Genomic DNA, 20,650 nt, shown 5'->3' on the forward strand with positions numbered 1-20,650 from the left:
TCTGAGGCATTTTGATTTGCAGTTTTAATTGTTGATTTGATTTTTTAATCCTCGTCCGATTCTTTTTTATTTATTTGTTTATACTTTTGAATTGTATTTGTTCGATTTTTATTTGAAAAATTTGATTATTTTATAAAATATTAAAAATTTTAAAATAACAGGATGATCAGTCTTTTGTAAATGACATTAAAAAGCGTAATTTCTGATTTGTTTCATCCTGCCGCTAAAACAGATTCCGTTGAATCTGACAGCAGCAATCCAAAAAAAGTAAATCTTAGATCGTCATATCAAATCAACGAAACAAATCCGATTCTAAAGATGAATAATATGGGCAATGAAAATGAAAGCAGCCGGACAGATGATTTCTTATTGGATTCATTTTTAAACCAAAGTGTTCGATTGAAAATATTAATTCCGATTCCTTTTAAAATTGCCCGCGAAGATGGAATGTATTTCATGGAGAATGATCTTTTTGACATCTTTTCTTACGGCGAGGATTTGAAAAAAGCAAGAGAAGAACTTGAACTGCAGCTTTCGGTTCTTTGGAATGATTATGTTTTGGAAGATGAAGCCGAATTGTCTGAAAGCTCCCGGCTTTACAAAAAACTTCTTTTAAAATATTTGGGGGCAAAGGATGGCGATTAAAACACGCGTTTTTGAACATCTCCTTGAACAAAAAGGATTCCAAAAAAAGTCCGGCGATCACAATTTTTATTATTTTTATCTCGACGGGATTCGAACGAATATAAGAACAAAAACAAGTCACGGAAGTTCCGGTCGGTCAGCGCGGGAGATAACGCCTTATCTGGAAAATAAAATCCGAAATCAAATGCATTTAACAAAAGAACAATATCAATTATTCATCGATTGTCCTCTCAAAGAAAAAGATTTGGCTGAACTTTATGTGAACGAATTAAAGATTATTGATTCAAAAATAGCGGATGAAATCGAATAATTTGTGATTTGAAATATTTATGATTTGAAAAATAAGGCTCAAAACAGCCGACAAATCATTTTTTTTAATGAAGGCGCTAAATATAAACGTTAAATGTTATACTTTTTCGCCGATTTCCGAGTATTTCCAATCATTCCGATTGAAACCTTTATATAATAAAAACGGTTTTTACACTTGCTTTTTTAAAGTAAATTGACCTCAAATGGGGCTGTAGGGTAGCTTGGTCCATCCTGCAAGGCTGGGGGTCTTGCGACCTGAGTTCAAATCTCAGCAGCCCCACCATACCTTATTTTATCTTGTTTCTGAATCATTCTTTTCTTAAAAAAGTTTCAATGCCGATAACTTCTGTTTTTCTTAAAAATCGACCATTGCCGTATTACAAATTTTATAAACCATCAGCGCCTTTTATCTCTCGGGGATTTTTATGTTCATGGACTTGACCATACAAAAGGATACAAAGGGCATCGACTGGAACGATGTGAAATGTCTGCTGAAACGGACGGACATGACAACATTCGATGTCGAGCTGCACCAAAAAGCGTTTGAAAACAGCGCAAAAGTGATTTTTATTTTCCACGGCGACATCCTCATCGGCTGCGGCCGTTTGCTTTCGGATTTCGCTTATCAGAGTGTCATTTATGATGTCGCGGTCGATGTTGATTCTCAGGGGAAAGGAATCGGCAAAATGATTGTCAAACTTCTGACGGAAGGCGAAGAAGACAAAAACATCATTCTTTACGCAACGCCCGGAAAAGAAGAATTTTATCACAAATTCGGGTTCCGGCATTCCAAAACAGGAATGTGCCGGTTTATTGATGTGGAAGCGGCGCTTGAAAAGGGATTTATTGATTGAATCCAAAAATAAAGAATGACCCGCTCCAAGTGTGCATCAATGAGAGGCCGAGCAGGTTCTGTTAATGATTCATTAAATCACTTTTTATTAATACTTTTTGAATGCCGTTGATTCATATTGAAACTTCTTTTGTTTCAATAAAAATAAATATCATTCAAACATACCCGAGTTCACTTAATTTAAATTAAAAATCTAAATTCAGAGGCTCATTATGGTTTCAAAAGAACTCCCCTTTACAAAACAGGAAATCGAAGAAATAATCAAAACGTATCCCACGCCGTTTCACATTTACGATGAAAAAGCGATTCGCGACAACGCCGAAGACATGAAAAAATCTTTCGGAATCATCAACGGGTTCAAAGAATTCTTCGCGGTCAAAGCGCTTCCGAATCCTTACATTTTAAAAATTCTTGCCGAACACGGATTCGGCGCCGACTGCAGTTCTTTACCGGAACTCCTTCTCGCTGAAAAAGCGGGCATCACGGGCGAAAACATCATGTTCAGCTCCAACGATACGCCGGCGGAAGAGTTCAAAAAAGCAAGAGAGATCGGCGCAATCATCAATTTGGATGACATTTCGCACATCGAATATCTCGAAGAAGTTGCGGGACTTCCCGACATCGTTTGCTTCAGATACAATCCGGGACCGCTCAAAGGCGGCAACGAGCTCATCGGAAAGCCGGAAGAAGCGAAATACGGGTTTACGCGCGAGCAGCTTTTTGAGGGCTACCAAATGCTCAAAGAAAAGGGTGTCAAGCGCTTCGGTCTTCATACGATGGTCGCCTCAAATGAGCTCAACGTCGATTATTTTGTTGAAACCGCGCGCATTTTGTTTGAAGTGATTGTTGAAATTTCCAAAAATCTCGGCATTGACTTTGAATTCGTCAACCTCGGCGGCGGCATCGGTATTCCTTACCGTCCCGACCAGGAACGCGTTTCGTTTGACGCGATTGCCGCGGGCGTAAATAAAGCCTATGAAGAGACAATCGGAGAAGCCGGAATCGCCCGGCCGAATGTTTACTTTGAATGCGGCCGCGTGATTACCGGGCCTTACGGCTACCTTGTCACGGAAGTCCGTCACATGAAGCACATTTACAAAGATTATGTCGGAACAGACGCCTGCATGGCAAATCTGATGCGTCCCGGCATTTACGGCGCCTATCACCACATTACCGTTCTCGGCAAAGAAAAGGCCGTTGCCGATCACAAATATGATGTGACCGGATCGCTTTGCGAAAACAACGACAAATTCGCCGTTGACAGAATGCTTCCCGCAGTCGAGCGCGGCGACTTGCTCGTCATTCACGACACGGGCGCACACGGTTTTGCCATGGGATTCAATTACAACGGAAAACTCAAATCCGCCGAACTTCTCTTAAGAAATGACCGCAGCATTTTGAAAATCAGAAGAGCGGAAACAATTGAAGACTATTTCGCAACATTGGATTTTGAAGGATTGAAATCATTTAAATAAAGAAGAGAATGATTTTTCAATTTCTTTTTTTCTTTTCTTTTTTATTCTTTTTCATTCTTTTTTATTCCTTTTTATTCTTTTTCACTTTTTTTCTTTTTTTAATTTCATTCATCTCCGGCTCTTGCCGTCTTTGTTTTTAAAATCCGACTTTCTTCTTTGATTATTTTTTAAAAATTGTGTCACTCGCGCGCGGGCAGCAGACAGCAGCAAAGCAAACGGTATGGGCAAAAAATAGAAATGATTGACAGACAAAAATAAACAAAAAAGAAAAACAAAAAAAGTTAACGGCTGATTTCAATTCAACCGTTAACGAATTTCAATTTTTTAAATTAACCGAACTTGTACTGGTTCTTTTCTCTGTATCTCAGGTAAGCAATGACTGCGACTGCGATGACGATCAAAAGAACAAGAGCGATTGCGCCGTATGTCAGAATTTTCCAGCTCGTCCATCCGGTGGAAGGCGTTTCCGGCTCCGGCGTTACGTTGGTGCCTGGCTCGGACGGCTCGGGCGCCGGGGCCGGCGTTTGGCCGCCGGATTCGCCGAGAACGTCTGCTGCGGGGTTGTTTGCGCTGCTGTTTAAAGCAGCGGTGTAAACCTGCACTTTGTCGGCGCCTGCTGTGTATCCCGTGGATTTGGTCATTGAGGGGAGACCGTTTTCAATGACGAAAACATCGCTCATCTGAATGCCTGCGACATCGGTCGCTTCAATCGGGAATCTGCCGGTTCCTCTGTACGTTCCGACAAGATTGCTGCCGCCGCTTCTGACAGTTGCGTTTCCTTCGCCGAAATCAATCTCTCTCGGGTCGGTGTTTCCGACAATCACGTTGTTGGAGATTGTTGCCTCACTGTTTGAAATGTTCAGACCGCCGCCGCCGACATCTTTTGCAGTGTTGTTGGACTTGGCCGTGTTGGCGGCAAGGATGGTTTTGGTCATCGTTGCTTTGCCGTCATTCCAAAAAGCAGCAGCGCCGCCGAAGAATTTAGCCGTGTTGTTGACAGCCGTGCTTGAAGTCACGTTCAAAGTTCCGCGGTTGAAGAAAGCGCCGCCGTAGTTGGCGATGTTGTTGATAAATGTGCAGGTGTCAATCGTCGCGGTTGAACCGACATCGACATGAACGCCGCCGCCATCATCCGTGACATTTGCGTTTGAGAATACGGAATATTTGATTGTTCCGACAGAACCGTTCTTCAAAGCAATACCGCCGCCGCTTCCGGAGGTCACGCCGCCGTCAAAGACACAGTTTTCAACGAGCAATGTGCCGTAAGCAGTGATGCCGGCGCTTTCCGTTGCGGTGTTCTTGGAGAATGTGCTGTACTTGAATTCAACAGCTGTTCCGGCAGATGCGTTCAGCGTACTTCCTTTCGAAGAAACAGTGTTGTTGGAAATGCGTGCTTGCGAACCTGTGATTTTTCCCTGGTCCAACTTGATGGTGTTGTATTTGTCGGAATGTCCGTCAATCACAACATTGGAGAGGTCAACGTTTCCGCTTTTGACATAAATGGCGCTGCCGTCTGTCGTGGCATTGTTTTTGTAAACAGAAGTGGATGAAAGATTGACATTGCTTCCGTTTGCAACATAAATCGCACCGCCGATATCGGCTTTGTTCTTTTGAATGACGCAAGACTCGAAAGTCACGTTGGCGCGGTCAATCAAAACAGCGCCGCCGGTGCCGTTCATTGTGTAACCGTTTTCAAGCGTCAGTTGTCTGAAAACAACATTTCCGCCGGTGACCGTAAAAATCGTCATGTCTTGAGTGACCGGACTGGAGTCGCGTTTGACGGTGACTTTGGAGCCGCCGCCGATGGTCAGATCTTTGGAAATATTCAAGGTCCCGTACATCAAGTTCACTTCAGTGATGTTGCCGGCAAAAACGATCGTGTCACCTGAATTGGCTTTGATGAGCGCTTCTCGAAGCGTCATATTGTCGGTATTAATCTGGCTGGCATTCACTTTGTCTTTGTCGCCGGCTGCCGTCACTGTCCATTCCTGAGCAGCGGCAGCGCCGGTGAGAAAGAGCAAAATCAACACCGATAAAACGAGTGTTTTTATGATTTTGGAAGACATCTTAATCCCTTTCGTGTAAAATACGAATTTATTAAAATCGGTTAAAACTGATTAAACGATAAGTAAGCAAGATGAATATCGGCATAAATCCGACATTGTTAATTATAGGAATGAGTAAAATGTATATAAAAATATTTGAAGTCAAAAAAAGTATGTATTGACATGACAAATGAGAATCGGTATTTCTTCAAAAACGCATTGTTTATACAATTAAATACAATTGCCGGCGCAATCAGATACAATCTTAGACATACTTTATGACACACCTTAAACACAATCAGACACAATCTTAGGCATACTTTATGACACATCTTAGACACAATCAGACACAATCTTAGGCATACTTTATGACACATCTTAGACACAATCAGACACAATCTTAGGCATACTTTATGACACATCTTAGACACAATCAGACCCGATCAAACATAATCTTAGACACAATCTTAATATGCAAAACAAACCATTAAAAATCGTTCACTTCGGGCGCGTGGCCTAGCGGATATGGCAGCAGCCTCCTAAGCTGCAGGCCGGGGGTTCGAATCCTCCCGCGCTCGCTTTTTATTTTTCTCTCTTTGGTTTTGTCATTTCAAAGCAGACATTACCGATTGTTTTTTATTCTCTCAGATGATTTGACATTCGATAATTCGCCGGAGTGGTGCTGTGATTCGAAAAGCAAAAATGAGTGACGTTTTTCAAATGAAGGAATTAATCAATTCCTACGCGACGGAGGGCTGTATGCTTCCGCGTTCGTTAGACAGCCTTTTTACGAATATCCGTGATTTTGTCATTATGGAACATGACGGGAAAGTCATCGGCTGCTGCGGTGTTCATCCGGATTGGGAAGATTTGGGCGAAGTCGTTTCGTTCGCCGTTTCCAAACCTTTCACGCGCCAAGGCAACGGCTCGCTTCTTTTGGACGCCTGCATCGAGGATGCCAAAACGGTCGGTCTCGGCAAATTGTTTGTTTTGACCAGCAGTCCCGACTTTTTCAAAAAGAAAGGATTTGAAGAAATCAAACGCGAAGAGCTGCCGTGGAAAATCTGGGCGGACTGTGTCAATTGTTCCAAATATCCCGACTGCAATTCAATTTCTTTAATCAAAGACATTTGAATTCGATTTTTTGTTTATTTTAATCATTTTTATCATTTTTTACATCGTCCAATTTCATTTCATTCATTTTTTACATTTCATTCATTTCACTCATTTCCACTTTCATTTATTTCTTTATTTTCGTTCATTTTCATTTTCGTTTATTTCTTTATTTTTTAAACACAGTCGTTTCGTTTGCGTTTTTTCCGGCTTGTTGATTCCTTTGCCGCCGCTGTCGGAACTGCCGCCGTCCGCGCGCGAACCGCACAAATTTGAAAATCAATGAAAACAGGCAATCGGTTTTGCCGATTAAAGAGGGAAAAACATAATATTTATATACGATGCACATATTTGTCCATTATAGAAATCAATTGGACATCGTATTATGTTAAACATTACAACCTTTTTGGACGCAAACATGCGCCGCCTGTCAAAAAATGTCTTCCATTGCCCCGAGCGGGGGACATATTACAATTCGGAAGAAATTCTTTCGATTGCTTCGGGATTGGCGGAGAAGCTGAAAGAAAAAGGAATCGAAAAAGGCGATCGTGTTCTGATTTATTTGAACAATTCTCCCGAATATTTGTTTTCTTATTTCGCGATTTGGAGAATCGGCGCCGTTGCCGTTCCGACAAACCGCGTTTACACGAAATTTGAATTGGATTATATGATTCAAAACGCCGGCGTCCGTTTGGTGATTACAGATGAGGACGGCGTTGATTCTTTTGATGAAGAAAATTCATCGTTTTCAATTTTGGTTCCGGCCGGCATTGAAGAGATGAGAAATCATCCGATTCTGCTGCCGACGGAAACGGATCCCGAAGATTTGTGTCAGATTCAATACACGTCGGGGACGACCGGAAAGCCCAAAGGCGCGATGCTCACGCACGGCAACTGGCTGGCCGCGATTTCCAATGAAGTCGACGTCATGGAATTCGTCGAATCCGATGTTTATTTGGGCATTTATCCGATGGGGCATGTCGGTCTCAGCTGGGGCATCGCGGCGCTTCGCTCAGGCGCGCTTTACATCATGATGGAGCGCTTCGAGCTTGAGAATTATTTGCATTTGATTGAAACGCATAAAGTGACGGCACTTTCCGGAATGCCGCCGGTGATTCATTCATTTGTCAACTGCCCCGAAGGAACGGAAGAGCGCGTCAAAACCGTCCGCGAAATCATTTCCGGCGGCGGCCCGCTTCACAATGAAATTTGGAAAACATTCCACCACCGCTACAACATTCCCGTCGTCAACGCGTACGGTCTCTCCGAAACGATTGTGATCGGAACGGGAACCGTCATTCGTCCGGTCGATTACGCGACCGCCGACAAATTCCAAAGCGTCGGACATCCTGTTTGCTTCTCGGAAGTCAAAATTGTTGATGAAAACGATCCCAACCGCGAACTTGAACAGGGCGAAATCGGCGAAATCGCGCTTCGCGGGCCTGCTGTCGCCAAAGGATATTACGGCATGCCGGAAGAGACGAAGCAAGTTTTCTTAGCCGACGGCTGGTTTTTGACCGGCGACATCGGCTATTTGGATGCGGATTTACGCCTTTGTCTGACGGACCGGAAAAAAGATATGATTGTCATGTCGGGCTGGAAAATTTACCCGACGGAAGTCGAAGATGCTTTGTTAGAATGTGAAAATGTTGAAGATGTTGCAGTATTTAGTTACCCACATCCCCACCGTGGTGAAGTACCAATAGCTGCAATCAAATACAAATCAAATGTTTCTCAAATAATAGCAATATCAGTATTTGCAAAGTCGCGACTTGCAAAATACAAAGTTCCAGTCGATTTCCTCGAAGTTGAAGAAATTCCACGTATAAATGGATGGAAAACTTCAAGAAAAATATTAAACGAGAAATATAGCGAATACATCGAAGATTTTGAGAAGGAATATTTGAAAACTAAATCACCCTCTTCTCAAAATCAATCTTTTAAAACATCGACTAATGACATGGAAAGAACCAATGGACAAAACGTTAACAGATCTAGCAAATTTTGAAACAATCCAATAGATCTGAAAAATTATAAATTGTACTCGTTATCTCAACATTAAATAAATCGGACAGCATCGCTTATGAAATTTTACGATTCATTTCAAATTCATTTCATTTCAAAACATTAAATTAAAAATTAAAATGAAGGAACATTTTAGGAATTAAGATCTTACATGAAATCCAGAGATATCGCGCTTGTCGGCATTTTGCTTGCCGCGGGCGCTATTGCCAGATACATTTCACTTTTCATTCCGGGCGCGATTGTCGCGAATCTGACAATCGCTTTTTACTGCCTCGCAATCATTTTGGTGGTCCCGAAGTTCAAGGAAACGCTCGGAATCGGATTGGTTGCCGGTATCATTTGCGCCGTTTTCAGCCATTCCATTTTCCCGCTCGGAAATTTAATATCAGAGCCCATCGGCGCGTTCGTTTGTCTTTTAGTTTACAAAATAATTAAAGACAAGACAAAACTCGCGCCGGGAATTACAACAGCGATTGCAACCCCTGCGAGCGGTTTGTCATTTGTCGCAATCACTTGCTTGGTGATGATTGCAACAACAGACGCAACGCCTGCGACGATGCTTTCGTTTGCGATTTCGCTCACACCGATTGTTCTTGTCGCAACGATTGTTAATTCAATTATCGTTCAGGTGATTGCGATGCCGGCAACAACCGTGATGCAAAAAACGCAGCCGGTTTTGAAAGGAAAACACGACAAACCGGCAAATCCTGAAACAGTCATCGGACTTGAAAATGTCAGTTTTACATACGGCGCGGCACAAGGTCAAACGGGAGCGGCAGATAATCAAAACTCAACTCAGCCAACAGCATTGGACCCTTCGATTGACAATGTTTCGCTTCAAATCGGAAAAGGCGAATTTGTCGTCGTGACCGGTCCGTCGGGTTCCGGAAAAACCACATTCTGCCGAACCGTGACGGGAATTATTTTACATTCCTACGGCGGAACGGTTTCGGGTGACATTACTGTTTGCGGCAGATATGCAGACGATTACAAAGACATGGAAGAGCTCAGCCTTGAAGTCGGCATGGTTTTTGATGATGCCGACGCGCAATTGATTTTCACGACGGTTGAAGAAGAAATCAAAACAGGGCTTGAAACAAGGAAATTGTCGGAAGCGGAAGTTTCCGAGAAATTGAATCATTTGTACGCGCTGACGAATACGGGCGAGATCAAAGATCGTGCGCCTCACGCGCTTTCCGGCGGCCAGAAACAGCGTGTTGCGTTTGCGGCGGCGCTTTCAAAGGAAACGCCGATTCTGGTTTTGGACGAGGCGACTTCCGAGCTTGATAAGAATGCCCGAAAACAGGTTTATTCCGTTTTGAAAGGATTGGCGGACAGCGGCAAAACCGTTGTTTTGGTCGAGCATATGGTGGATGAAACCGTCGATTACGCGACGCGCCAAATTCGATTGGAACACGGAAAAGTCGTTTATGACGGCAAGCCCGTTAAGGATACGGCGATGATTCCGGCTTTTGAAAGAGCGGAATTTTCAAAAGATTTGGCAAATGAAGAAGCGGATTCAAAAGAGTCGAATTCAAAAGATTCGAATTCAAAAGATTCGAGTTCAAGAAATTCGAGTTCAAAAAAACCGATTGCATCGGTCCGGAATTTGGTTCATGTTTACGGCAGCAATAATTTAAAAGCGCTCGATGCTGTTTCTCTTGATTTGTACGCCGGCGAAATTGTTGCCGTTGTCGGAGAAAACGGATCGGGGAAAACGACTTTGATTAAGCATTTGAACGGTTTGCTTCGCCCGACATCGGGCGCGGTTGAAATTTTCGGGAAAAACATCGACGGCATGCGCGTTCCGGAAATTGCCGAAAACGTCGGATTGGTTTTTCAAAATCCGGATACGATGCTGTTTGAAAACACCTGCCGGAAAGAAGTCGAATTCGGTTTGAAAAATATCGGTAAAAACGATTCGGCGGCGGTTTCAAAAGCGCTTTTTGAAGTCGGTCTTTCAAACAAGGAAGACATCAATCCGCGTTACCTCAGCCGCGGCGAGCGTCAGCGTTTGGCGCTGGCTTGTGTCTTGGCAATGGGACAGCCGATTTTGATTTTAGATGAGCCGACGACCGGACTTGATTTGCAGGAATCTTTTGAAATCATGGAACTTTTGATGAAGATCCGAAACGAAGGAAAAACAATTCTGATGGTGACGCACAGCCCGAAAATCGCGGAAATTGCGGCCGACAGGATTATTGAAATGGCCGGCGGCAAGATTACAAATATCGTTGGTGAAAAATCAAAACGTTTGACCGGCGAAATCATCGAAAGCACCGATATTGAATTGGCCGAAACCGAAAACCTTGAAACCGATCTCGGCGCGGCTGACGATATTGACAAAACTCATTCCGATGCCGAATCCGAAGGAGGTGTCTGAAATGGACGACATTATGCAGTACACGCCCGGCAACGGTTTGTTCCATCGCCTGAATGCGATGACAAAGATTATTTTTGCCGTCGGCATGCTGATCGCGGCGGTGATGACTGAAAATCAATACATTTTGGCGGCGATGATTGTCTTTATTGTCGCGCTTGCAGCGGTTTCGGGTCTCGGAAAAGCGCTCTTAAAACAGCTCCCGATTTTAATCGTTCTCAGCGTTCTCTTGGTTCTGCTGACGGTTCTGACGATGAAAGACGGGGACACGCTCTTTAATTTGATTCCGATCGGTGACGGCTATATTCCGGTGACGACGGGAGCGATTCTCTTCGCCGTGACAATGAGTCTTAGATTTGCGGTTTTGATTTCATCATTCCAAATGCTGGTCATTTCAACGCAGCCGAGTGAACTTGTCAACGCGCTTTACGTTCTGCGCGTTCCGAGTGATTACGCTTTGATGTTTTTGATTGCGATTCGCTTTATTCCGACGCTTCAGCGCGAAGGGGTTCGGATTAATGAAGCGCAGCTTTCAAGAGGATACAACCCCGGCGGCGGTTTGATCGGTAAAGTTAAGCAAACCGGGCCCGTGATGCTTCCGCTGATGCTCAATTCTTTGTCAAAAGCCGACACGCTCGGATTGACGATTGATATGCGTGGGTATCGGAAAGCGTCGGAAAATAAACGAAAAATCACGTACAAGGTTGCCGATATTTTGATGATTGCTGCGGTTTTGGCAATTATTGTTTTGATGGCGGCGATTGCTTTGGGTTTATTGGTTTTGCCGATTTAACCCAAACATCGGTTTTGAAAAATCAAACAAACCCGAACTCCCGATAAACCCCGAAAAACAATTCCTTGGGTTAAAATCATTCATTCAAAAAACGGAGTTCGGATTTTATTTGATTTAAAAAACGATGTTTCTCTTTTTAACAGAATTGAAAATCCAAAACAACTGCTTCCAATGACGCGCTTCATGATTCTCAATTCAATATGCAACGATTTGTTAATTCAAAAGTAAAAACAGTTTCAACGTTTTTATTTTCTTATTGGTCTTATCCGCAAATTTCAATTTTGCTCGCTTCGCTCACAAAATTTCAATTTGCGGTCGTACTTGGATTTTTCTTTAAGTTTCAGCGGAATCAAACATCGGTTTTAAAAAATCAAACAAACCCGAACTCCCGATAAAACCTGAAAAACAATTCCTGAAATTTAAATCATTCATTCAAAAAACGGAGTTCATATTTTTTTATGTTTTGAAATAACGATGTTTCGTTTTGAAAATCAAAAACTAAACCAAAAAGATAAACCAAAAAGATAAACCAAAAAAATAAACCAAAAAGATAAACCAAAAAAATAAACCAAAAAAATAAACCAAAAAGATAAACTAAAAATATAAAACTCAAATCTAATTCAAAAATTCAATAAAAATATCATTGGATGCAGTCATCGATTTTGTTTTTAAACTTATCGATTTTGAAAAAAACGATTACAATAAATGGTTTTTCGTTTTCTGAAATCTATGGAATATTTTGCAAATTTCTCGGAATTCGAAAAAACGGAAGATTTTGACCGCCTCGAGAATCGTGTTGCCGAAAAACTTGAATCGTTTTCGGAATACACGACTTTTTTAATTCCTTATAACGACAGAAAAAAGTTAACGGCGGCTGAAAAAGTTTGCATCGGCAATTATCAGGACGTTCATTCTTGGAATGATCAAAAACAGGATTGGAGTTTTCCGATTCCCGGCAATTGGAGAAAGAAATCTTGGTGTTATGTTATTAATTCATGCTGCCGGAATCCTGAATTTTATGATTTGATGACTGAAGACGAAAAAGAGCTGATTGATTTTCATTTTCAAAATCTGGATACTGCAATTCAAAAAAGCAAAGCTGATAAAGATTATTGGATTTACAAAGGTGTCAGCGATATAAAATGGCTGGAAAATCCGTCAGAAGGAACAACTTATTCAGATCAGGCCTACGGAAGTTTCAGTTTAGATTTTCAAAAAGCGCTCGAATACACAACTTTGAAAAATCCTGTTCTTTTTCAATTGAATCTCAAAAAAGGAATGCAAGCATTATATGTGGATCAAGCCGAAGCAGAAATATTAAGGCCGCGTCAAAAATGCTATCGAATAAAAACAATAACTGTAGACTCATTTCCTATTTCAAAATATATAAATAAAGAGACAATTGTATACACTATTGAAGAATTCAAAAAGTGATAAATATGCGCCATGAAACATTTGATGAAATTTTTACATATGTCGGATATTATCCTGATACGACTCCCGAAGAAGTTGAAGCAACAAAAAAACTTGCAAAAGAAGCAAGAGAAGATCTAAAACGCCAAATTCAAAGAATTCAAACCGGCGTTCGATTTGACGGAACACCGTATGAAGACGGCGAAGACAGAATTTTGTTTGACAAACCCGGAAAAAACAAGAAATGAATAAAATAAATTAAAAACAAAATAAAAAGGCGTACCCCGTCTTTTCTTCATTTTCTTTAAATTTCCCGTTAAAAAATCTTTTTTTTTTTTTCAAAAATATTTCATTTCAATTCTTCCCTTCAAACTTCTTCTTCAACTTTTCATAAAACGCATTCTCATCTCCCGTCGACGTCAAAAACAACTTTTCGACAATCAATTCCGGTGTCGATTTCGCGATATGATTTTTAATCGGATTGCGATTCACAATCAGATTCAAATTTTCATCGAGACCGGCGGCATCAATGCCGTCAACCCGAATCGGGATATCGCAGTTTTCCATGATCGCTTCTGCCAAATGGGAAACGAAAAGGGAAAGCGTTTTGCCGTTTTCGCAAAATGTTTCCAAAAGACCGGCGATGATTTTGGCGGACGCGCCGGGTTCCGTGATGGATTCCAATTCGTCGGCAAAAACCGCGCGTTCGTATCCGTTGCTTTCGGAAACGATTGAGAAGTTACGAAGCGTTGTTTCAAACGCGCCGGCATCCAGCGTTCCTTTGGACTTTCCGAAATAATAAAACTCTTCAATCGGCGAGAATTCAAAATGCTCGGCCGGGACGGGGAATCCCATGTGCGCCAAAATCAGACATTGGCCGACGAGTTCCAAAACCGTTGTCTTGCCGCCCGAATTCACGCCGCTCAAAAGAACGGTGTTTTCAACATCATAAGAAACAGGCGTGATTGAATCAAAACCGTATTTGGAGGAAAGGAAAAGATTCCGGCCGTTTTCAAGGTTGAAAAAGACGGAGTCAGCGGGGGCGGTCGCGCCGACAGAGTTCGAATCATTCAATTTCATGTTCAAATTCAATTGAGACGACGCTTTTGCGAAAATCGGAAATGTCATTTGATAAGCATTTGCAAAGCTTGCCGCCGAATACCAGCAGTCAAATTCAAGGCAGTCGCTGACCAAGACGGAAACGGCTTCCTTTTTGCCGGCCAATTCCTTTGAAAGCTGTTTTTTTTGTTTTTGTTCGATTTCAAGCGCTTTGGATGAAATTTCTTTTTTAAAGCGCGTCAATGAATCCAAATTTAAAGTCACGGGACACGCGATTTCATCGCCGTAAATGTCGGACAAAATCATTTCTTCGTCTTTTTTCAGCGAAAGCGTTTCCGTAATTTCGGCAAGCGTTTCCTTTAAAATTTCGCGGTACGGTCTTGAAACGTTTGCCGTCACGATTTGTTTGAGATCCGCACCCGACAAAATGTGCATCAGCTGATCGCCGTCAAGCGTCAGCGTGTTTCCGGTCAGAACGTTTTTGAGCTTTTCGGAAAGTTCCGCCGCTTTTTTAAGAAGCACTTCGTCACACGTTACGGAAATATTTTTCAAACGGTCGGATTCGGGATCTGTTCCCGGATTAATGCTGCCGTCCGCATTCAGCTTTTTAAGACGCGTCCGAAGTTCAAGCGTGTCTTCTGCCGAAAACTGAGAAAACACGCCGTCGGCCGATCCGGCCGCCAGGATTTCCGCAAGACAAAGAGACGCATCAAAGCTTTTCAAATTTTTAACGAAATAAGAAAGCGCCAACTCCGGAACCAATTGTTCGATTTCAACCGATTCGATGCCGCGGAAATAATCATAGCCGGACTCCGGCAAATCAAAGTCGGGGAAATCGAATAAAATGACGGAATGATAAGAATAAAAGAAATCCGCGCATTCCTGCTGATCCGAAACCAAATGAACCGGCAGAAGACTTCCGAATTTTTCACGGGCTTCGAGATAAACATTTTCGGAGAATGCCAAAACGGCGCGGTCGCGAATCTTTTGAGCCGCGCCTTCTTTTGCCGGAGAAACGGAGGACAGCAAAGATTGAATCGTTTCGCGTTCGTCCGGTGAAAACGATTGAAGGATCGCCAAATGACCTTCGATTTTTTCACGGACATCGAGCGCCAAATCCAATCTTCTTTTCGGATACGGGACAAGACATTCAATGAAGTCGGCGGAATATTCGGTGCAGCAATGCTTTTTCATGATTTTTAAAATGCCGGAATAAAGCGTTTCCGCTTCTTTCGTTTTCAAAAAATCGTCAATTGAAACCCCGTTCTGCTCTTTTGAAACATTCAGAATCAAAGACTGAGCGGATTTGCGCGTCATGCCTTCCACGCGGCACAATTCATGAATGTCGCCTTTGAAAAGCGTTTCAAGCGCTTTTTCTTCGCTGCCGAAACAAGTGACCAATCTCTTTTCCAATATCGAGCCGATTCCCGAAATATCCCGAAGGCGTATGTCTGCCTCAATCGCCGTGCTTTCTCCGTCCGAAATCATAAAAGAAGAATCGGTAAAAACGTATATAAACCTCAGACAAGCAGGGTGAAAGTATGAAAGTGCGGTTGAAAACTGCCGGCGCGGCGCGCGCAAAATGTCGATTTTGAATTATTGTGAAAGAATTATTTTGGGATAAAAAAGACAGAGAAAAAAGACCGAAAAAAAGAAAGAAAAAAAAGGAAGAAAAAAAGGAAGAAAAAAAGAAAGAAAGAAAAATCAAACAGACTTTTCTTCAACAAATTTCGTGTCAGACAAATCTGTTTTTCCAAGCATGCGCTTGTAAAGAACAAACCAGGGCGTGTCGGCAACACCGATAACGACTTTGACGACCAGCTGCCCGACGATCAAACCTGTGACAACTTCCCACGGCATGCCGCCGATTAAATAAAATGCAATCACAACGAAAAGAACGGAATCAATCGCCAAACTGAATGCGTCGGTCAGCAGCGAGCGAAGCCAAATGTAAGGATTGAAGAATGCGTCTCCTTTAAAAGCCAATTCTTTCGGACGAAGTTTGCGCTTGATGTAGGAAAACATATACGTGTCCAAGAGAGAACAAACCAAAAAGGAGATCCAGCTGGCGATTGTGACGCCGACGCTGAGCGCGAAAATGGATGTCCAGGCAACGTCTAATTCATAAAACGGGGCGGCCGGGATCTGAACGGCCATTGCGATAAACATGACGTAAAGAACCTGCGTTGCAAAAGCAATCATGACGGCAGCAACGGCTCTTTTTTTGCCGTACACTTCATTAATCATATCCAGCACCTGCGCGATGAACGGATACAAAATCGCGGCGGCAGGCGTTGATAAGATAATGCTGTAACCGAACCATGTTCCGAAATCAAATGTCGCAAGCTTTGTTGCAATCACCTGAGAGCTGAGCAGGTAAGCAACGTAAAACGCCGTCAGCGCCGCGAACCCGTAAGCCGGATATTTTTTAACAATTCGGACGGAAGAAACTGTGACGATTGTCATGGCAATCATCCAAAAAACAAGAACAAACAAAAGATTGTAATCCATAAATGAAACCTCGACTGACCTAAATATTCAATCCTATAAAAGCATTTCAAGTCATTTAAAAAAAATTCTGAAAACCAAGGATTGTTTTTGAGTCATTCTTTTGAAAAACTATGCGGCGCGCGCGGGCGGCGGCAGACAGCCTCAAATCATTGCCGACAACTAATTATAAATATTTTTCAAGCCCAATTGCAAACGTTGAAATTTCAAAAAATTAAAGGATTAAATTTATGACTGCCGATTCAAAAAAAGAAAGCATTGCGGAAATTCGCGCCGAAATTTTAAAACGCATTCGTCCGACCGCCGAAGAAAAAACAAAACTTGAATCGGTCCGAAAAGGCATTATTGACGACATTGTCCGAATCGCCGAAGAGCAGGGACAATGCGATATTCTGCCGCTCTCCGTCGGCTCAGCCGAGCGAAACACCTGGCTTCACGGCAATCACGACATCGATGTTTTTATTTCCTATCCCGAAGACATTCCGGCCGACGAATTCTATCAAAGAAGCCGCATGATTTTAACGGAAATGGCAAAAACCGGCGACACTTGGGAAGACCGCCATTCGGAGCATCCTTACATTCATATTCAAAAAGAAGGATTCGAAGTGGATTTGGTTCCCTGCTTCCGTGTAAAAAGCGGGGCGGAAATTAAATCGGCTGTCGACAGGACGCCGTTTCATTGCGCTTTTATTAAAGAAAACATCAACGGCTTGGAAGACGATGTTTTAATTTTAAAACAATTTATGAAAGGTGTCGGCGTTTACGGATCCGAAGTTCGGACCGGCGGCTTTTCCGGTTATCTGACGGAAATTCTGACGATTTATTACGGCGGTTTTGAAGGTGTTTTAAAGCATGCTGCCGATTGGAAATACGGCGGTGTGATTGATTTGGCAAATCATCAGTCGCTGGAACATGACAGCCCTCTTGTTGTCGTTGATCCGACGGATCCGAAAAGAAATGTCGCCGCCGCTTTGTCATTGACGAAGTTCGCGCTTTTCATTGACCGCGCCCGCGCGTTCTTAAACAATCTGAGTTTGGATTATTTTACGCCCAAAGAATATCTGCCGATGACGGCAGACGAATTTGAAAAATTGATGACGGCGCGCGGAACGGAGTTAATCGGCATTTCATTTCAAACGCCGGACAAAGCGGAAGACACGCTTTACCCGCAGCTTTTCCGAATGGAAAAATCATTGGAAGAATTGCTGACGCGAAACGAATTTACGGTTGTCAACACGTTTTCGTGGTCGGAAGATGAAAAGGAAAGCATCGTTTTTGTCGAACTTTTAAACACCGTGCTTCCGCCGCTTCAAAAAAGAGTCGGTCCGCCCGTTTGGAATGAAAACAACGCGGAATCGTTTTGCAGGAAGTACAAAAACAATCCGAGCACGTTCTCTTTTTCGATTGAAAATGAAAGATATGTCGCCGAGATTCCGAGAAAATACAAAACGGCCGAATTTTTAATCGACGATATGATTTTCAAAGAAACGGCGTTGGGACGGCATGTCCGGGATTCGATGAAAAAAGGATACGAAATTTTAAGGGAAAACGAAATTAAAAGCATTCAAAATGAAGCATTTTGGAAATTTATGAATGAGCGGCTGACTTCTCAAATCAGTCCCTGATTTTTACTTTTTACTTCTTGCTTTTTACTTTTTGTTTTTCACTTTTTTATTTTGCTTGTTTTGTTTTGTCCGGTATCGCTGAAGGAATGCTGTCGCCTTGCCCGCGCGCGACGCACTGCATTTTATTTTTTTATTTTTCAAATTCGAGTCCCGGTTTTATCAATTTTTCATCATTCGTTTATCATTTTATTTTTCGCCATCTAAAATCAATTTCGTTTTAACGAAAATATTTATATTTGGTGAAATCCTTCCCTTGTTGAAGCTTACTTCAAAAAAAGGAGGATTTTAATTTATGAAAATGTGCATTATTTATTGGAGCGGCACCGGAAACACGGAAGCTATGGCCAATTTAATTTGCGAAGGCGCTGTTTCAACGGGCGCCGATGTTTTGCTCAAGGAAGTTGCGGCCGCGTCCGCGGCGGATGTCGAAACCGCGGATATCGCTGTTTTCGGATGTCCGGCAATGGGCGATGAAATTCTGGAAGAAGACGAATTTGAACCGTTTATGCAGTCCGTTGCGGGTGCTTTGAGCGGCCGGAAAGTCGGTCTCTTCGGCTCCTACGACTGGGGAGACGGCGAATGGATGCGTCTTTGGGAAGATGATGTCAAAAAAGCCGGCGCCGTTCTTTTAAAAGACGGACTGATCGTCAATTTGGAACCGGCCGGCGATGACGTTGAAAATTGCCGCAATTTCGGAAAAGAATTGGCCGGTATGTAAACTCGGCTCCTCTCATTTTTTCACTCAGGCGCCGCTTTTTTGGCGGCGCACACCTCTCTTATTTTCGTTTTTTCGTTTTTTTGTTTTTTTGTTTTTTGTTTTTTCTGATTTTTGTTCTGCCTGCCGCTTTCACGCGCGAGCTGCACAGATCTTTAAAAAAGAATCAAAACGAGGCATTGATTTTTGAAAAATAAAATTTTTGAAAAACAGAATGATTTATATCTTTAAAAGGCACTCATGTAAAAATTCAGAGTTGATTCATGCCGCATTGAATGCGAATGCTGCCTCAAATCTGAGAGATGAAACGGCGCCCCAAAGGAAGCGGCGCTGAATTGCAATTTATATTTACGGAGTTTTTGGATGACCCCTGAAGAGAAGATCGAACGAATTAAATACAACGTGGACGAAGTCGTCACGGATGAAGAACTGACAGAATTAATCAAAACCAACCCGTCTCCTAAGGTTTATGTCGGTTACGAGCCCAGCGGACGAATTCACATGGGACACGTTCTGACGGTCAACAAATTGTTGGACTGCCAGAAAGCCGGCTGTGAAGTGACTGTTTTACTTGCGGACGTCCACGCTTATCTTAACAAGAAAGGCACGTTTGAGGAAGTCCGCAAAATCGCGGATTATAACAAGCGCTGCTTTATCGCGCTCGGTTTGAGCGAAGAAAACACCAAATTCGTTTTGGGTTCGGACTATCAGCTGGGTCAGGAATATATGATTAATGTTTTGCAGATGGCAAAATCCGTCACGCTCAACCGCGCAACGCGCAGTATGGACGAGGTCGGCCGCGCCATGGACAATCCGATGGTTTCGCAGTTGGTCTACCCGATTATGCAAGCCATTGACATCGCGCTTTTGGACGTCGACATTGCCGTCGGCGGCACCGACCAGCGCAAAATTCACATGCTGGCCCGCGAGCACCTCCCGGAACTCGGATTCAAGAAGCCGATCTGCATTCACACGCCGATTATTTCAGGTTTTGACGGCAACAAAATGTCCTCCTCCAACGACAATTTCATTTCCGTTGACGACACCGCCGAAGATGTCGCGCACAAAATCAAAAAAGCATACTGTCAGCAGGGCGACATTGAAAACAATCCGATTATGGAACTTTTCAAATACCATATTTTCCCGCGCTACGAATCAATCACCATTGAAAAACCGGAAAAATTCGGCGGCAATGAGACTTACGATTCTTACACCGATTTGGAAACCGCATTTGCTGACGGCAAAATTCATCCCATGGACTTGAAAAACGCCTGCACCAAATATCTCAATGAAATTTTGGATCCGGTCAGAGCGGTTTTGCTTTAATTTTTTAAATTCGGGAACAGATTTTCTGTTCTCTCTTTTTGTTTCTTTTTTTGTTTCTTTTTCTTTTATTTTTTTCAAAGACCGGAGGTGCGGTTTCGATTCGTTTTTTCAAAATCGAAGGTGCGGTTCCGATTATCTTTTGAAAAATTGGTGCGGCTCGCGCGCGGCGACGGCGCAGCAGCATGCCGGCCGGGGCGGCAGCGGCGGCAATGCAAACCTGACGGCAGCGGCAGCAATGTAAACCTGACGGCAGCGGCAGCAATGCAAACCTGACGGCAGCGGCAGCAATGCAAACCTGACGGCAGCGGCAGCAATGCAAACCTGACGGCAGCGGCAGCAATGCAAACCTGACGGCAGCGGCAGCAA

At 43.0% G+C, this 20,650-nt stretch carries 17 protein-coding genes and 2 tRNA genes; 15 read left to right on the plus strand and 4 right to left on the minus strand.

Features of this window, described 5'->3' with window-relative positions; genetic code table 11:
* Window positions 1-180 precede the first annotated feature (180 nt).
* From MmiAt1_RS04950 to lysA, 5 genes are all read left to right on the plus strand, one after another.
* Entirely contained in the window at window positions 181-645 is a 465-nt protein-coding gene (locus tag MmiAt1_RS04950; RefSeq protein ID WP_318785784.1) for a hypothetical protein, read from the plus strand.
* Entirely contained in the window at window positions 635-955 is a 321-nt protein-coding gene (locus tag MmiAt1_RS04955) for a hypothetical protein (RefSeq protein ID WP_318785785.1), read from the plus strand. Before MmiAt1_RS04950 ends, MmiAt1_RS04955 begins: the two co-directional genes overlap by 11 nt.
* A 204-nt stretch (window positions 956-1,159) precedes the next feature.
* Window positions 1,160-1,237, plus strand: a tRNA-Pro gene (locus MmiAt1_RS04960).
* Window positions 1,238-1,379: 142 nt separating this feature from the next.
* Window positions 1,380-1,808, plus strand: coding sequence for a GNAT family N-acetyltransferase (locus MmiAt1_RS04965; protein WP_318785786.1), 429 nt, complete (start codon window positions 1,380-1,382; stop codon window positions 1,806-1,808).
* 211 nt (window positions 1,809-2,019) lie between these two features.
* Window positions 2,020-3,282, plus strand: a complete 1,263-nt coding sequence (lysA, locus tag MmiAt1_RS04970) for a diaminopimelate decarboxylase (protein WP_318785787.1) — start codon at window positions 2,020-2,022, stop codon at window positions 3,280-3,282.
* A gap of 329 nt (window positions 3,283-3,611) precedes the next feature.
* Here the strand turns inward: lysA and MmiAt1_RS04975 are convergent, their stop codons facing one another.
* The gene (locus tag MmiAt1_RS04975) at window positions 3,612-5,303 is read right to left on the minus strand and encodes a right-handed parallel beta-helix repeat-containing protein (protein ID WP_318785788.1); all 1,692 of its coding nucleotides are present in this window, start codon (window positions 5,301-5,303) and stop codon (window positions 3,612-3,614) included.
* Window positions 5,304-5,832: 529 nt separating this feature from the next.
* On the opposite strand from MmiAt1_RS04975, the gene MmiAt1_RS04980 reads away from it, so the two are divergent.
* The 7 genes from MmiAt1_RS04980 (at window position 5,833) to MmiAt1_RS05010 (ending at window position 13,299) form a co-directional block, all read left to right on the plus strand.
* A tRNA-Arg gene (locus tag MmiAt1_RS04980) sits at window positions 5,833-5,905 on the plus strand.
* Between the two features lie 106 nt (window positions 5,906-6,011).
* Window positions 6,012-6,461, plus strand: coding sequence for an N-acetyltransferase (locus MmiAt1_RS04985; protein WP_318785789.1), 450 nt, complete (start codon window positions 6,012-6,014; stop codon window positions 6,459-6,461).
* A 364-nt stretch (window positions 6,462-6,825) separates the two neighbouring features.
* Window positions 6,826-8,448: a class I adenylate-forming enzyme family protein gene (locus MmiAt1_RS04990; protein ID WP_318785790.1), complete on the plus strand. Its 1,623-nt coding sequence runs from the start codon at window positions 6,826-6,828 to the stop codon at window positions 8,446-8,448.
* Between the two features lie 168 nt (window positions 8,449-8,616).
* Window positions 8,617-10,848, plus strand: coding sequence for an ABC transporter ATP-binding protein (locus tag MmiAt1_RS04995; RefSeq protein WP_318785791.1), 2,232 nt, complete (start codon window positions 8,617-8,619; stop codon window positions 10,846-10,848).
* Window positions 10,805-11,638, plus strand: a complete 834-nt coding sequence (locus MmiAt1_RS05000; protein WP_318785792.1) for an energy-coupling factor transporter transmembrane component T family protein — start codon at window positions 10,805-10,807, stop codon at window positions 11,636-11,638. The genes MmiAt1_RS04995 and MmiAt1_RS05000 overlap by 44 nt, the downstream gene beginning before the upstream one ends.
* Window positions 11,639-12,664: 1,026 nt before the next feature.
* Window positions 12,665-13,072 carry an ADP-ribosyltransferase gene (locus MmiAt1_RS05005; protein ID WP_318785793.1) on the plus strand — a complete coding sequence of 136 codons (408 nt, stop codon included), beginning with the start codon at window positions 12,665-12,667 and terminating at the stop codon, window positions 13,070-13,072.
* Window positions 13,073-13,077: 5 nt separating this feature from the next.
* Window positions 13,078-13,299 (plus strand): hypothetical protein, encoded by a 222-nt coding sequence (locus MmiAt1_RS05010; RefSeq protein WP_318785794.1) that lies wholly within the window; start codon window positions 13,078-13,080, stop codon window positions 13,297-13,299.
* A 106-nt stretch (window positions 13,300-13,405) separates the two neighbouring features.
* Here the strand turns inward: MmiAt1_RS05010 and MmiAt1_RS05015 are convergent, their stop codons facing one another.
* Together MmiAt1_RS05015 and MmiAt1_RS05020 are read right to left on the minus strand one after the other, a co-directional pair.
* The gene (locus tag MmiAt1_RS05015) at window positions 13,406-15,598 is read right to left on the minus strand and encodes a hypothetical protein (RefSeq protein WP_318785795.1); all 2,193 of its coding nucleotides are present in this window, start codon (window positions 15,596-15,598) and stop codon (window positions 13,406-13,408) included.
* Window positions 15,599-15,814: 216 nt separating this feature from the next.
* On the minus strand, window positions 15,815-16,621 hold the full coding sequence (locus MmiAt1_RS05020) for a queuosine precursor transporter (protein ID WP_318785796.1): 807 nt from the start codon (window positions 16,619-16,621) through the stop codon (window positions 15,815-15,817).
* A 227-nt stretch (window positions 16,622-16,848) separates the two neighbouring features.
* Here MmiAt1_RS05020 and cca point away from each other — a divergent pair, with 227 nt between their 5' ends.
* The 3 genes from cca to MmiAt1_RS05035 all read left to right on the plus strand — a co-directional run bounded on the left by cca (window position 16,849) and on the right by MmiAt1_RS05035 (window position 20,284).
* Entirely contained in the window at window positions 16,849-18,243 is a 1,395-nt protein-coding gene (gene cca / locus MmiAt1_RS05025) for a CCA tRNA nucleotidyltransferase (RefSeq protein WP_318785797.1), read from the plus strand.
* Between the two features lie 292 nt (window positions 18,244-18,535).
* Complete coding sequence (locus MmiAt1_RS05030) at window positions 18,536-18,961, plus strand: flavodoxin (RefSeq protein WP_318785798.1); 426 nt, start codon at window positions 18,536-18,538, stop codon at window positions 18,959-18,961.
* Between the two features lie 360 nt (window positions 18,962-19,321).
* Window positions 19,322-20,284 (plus strand): tyrosine--tRNA ligase, encoded by a 963-nt coding sequence (locus MmiAt1_RS05035; protein WP_318785799.1) that lies wholly within the window; start codon window positions 19,322-19,324, stop codon window positions 20,282-20,284.
* 74 nt (window positions 20,285-20,358) lie between these two features.
* On the opposite strand, the gene MmiAt1_RS05040 is transcribed toward MmiAt1_RS05035, so the two are convergent.
* A partial coding sequence (locus MmiAt1_RS05040; protein WP_318785800.1) for a hypothetical protein occupies window positions 20,359-20,650 on the minus strand: 292 nt, incomplete at its 5' end.

This window comes from Methanimicrococcus hacksteinii, assembly GCF_032714515.1.
Lineage (GTDB): Archaea > Halobacteriota > Methanosarcinia > Methanosarcinales > Methanosarcinaceae > Methanimicrococcus > Methanimicrococcus hacksteinii.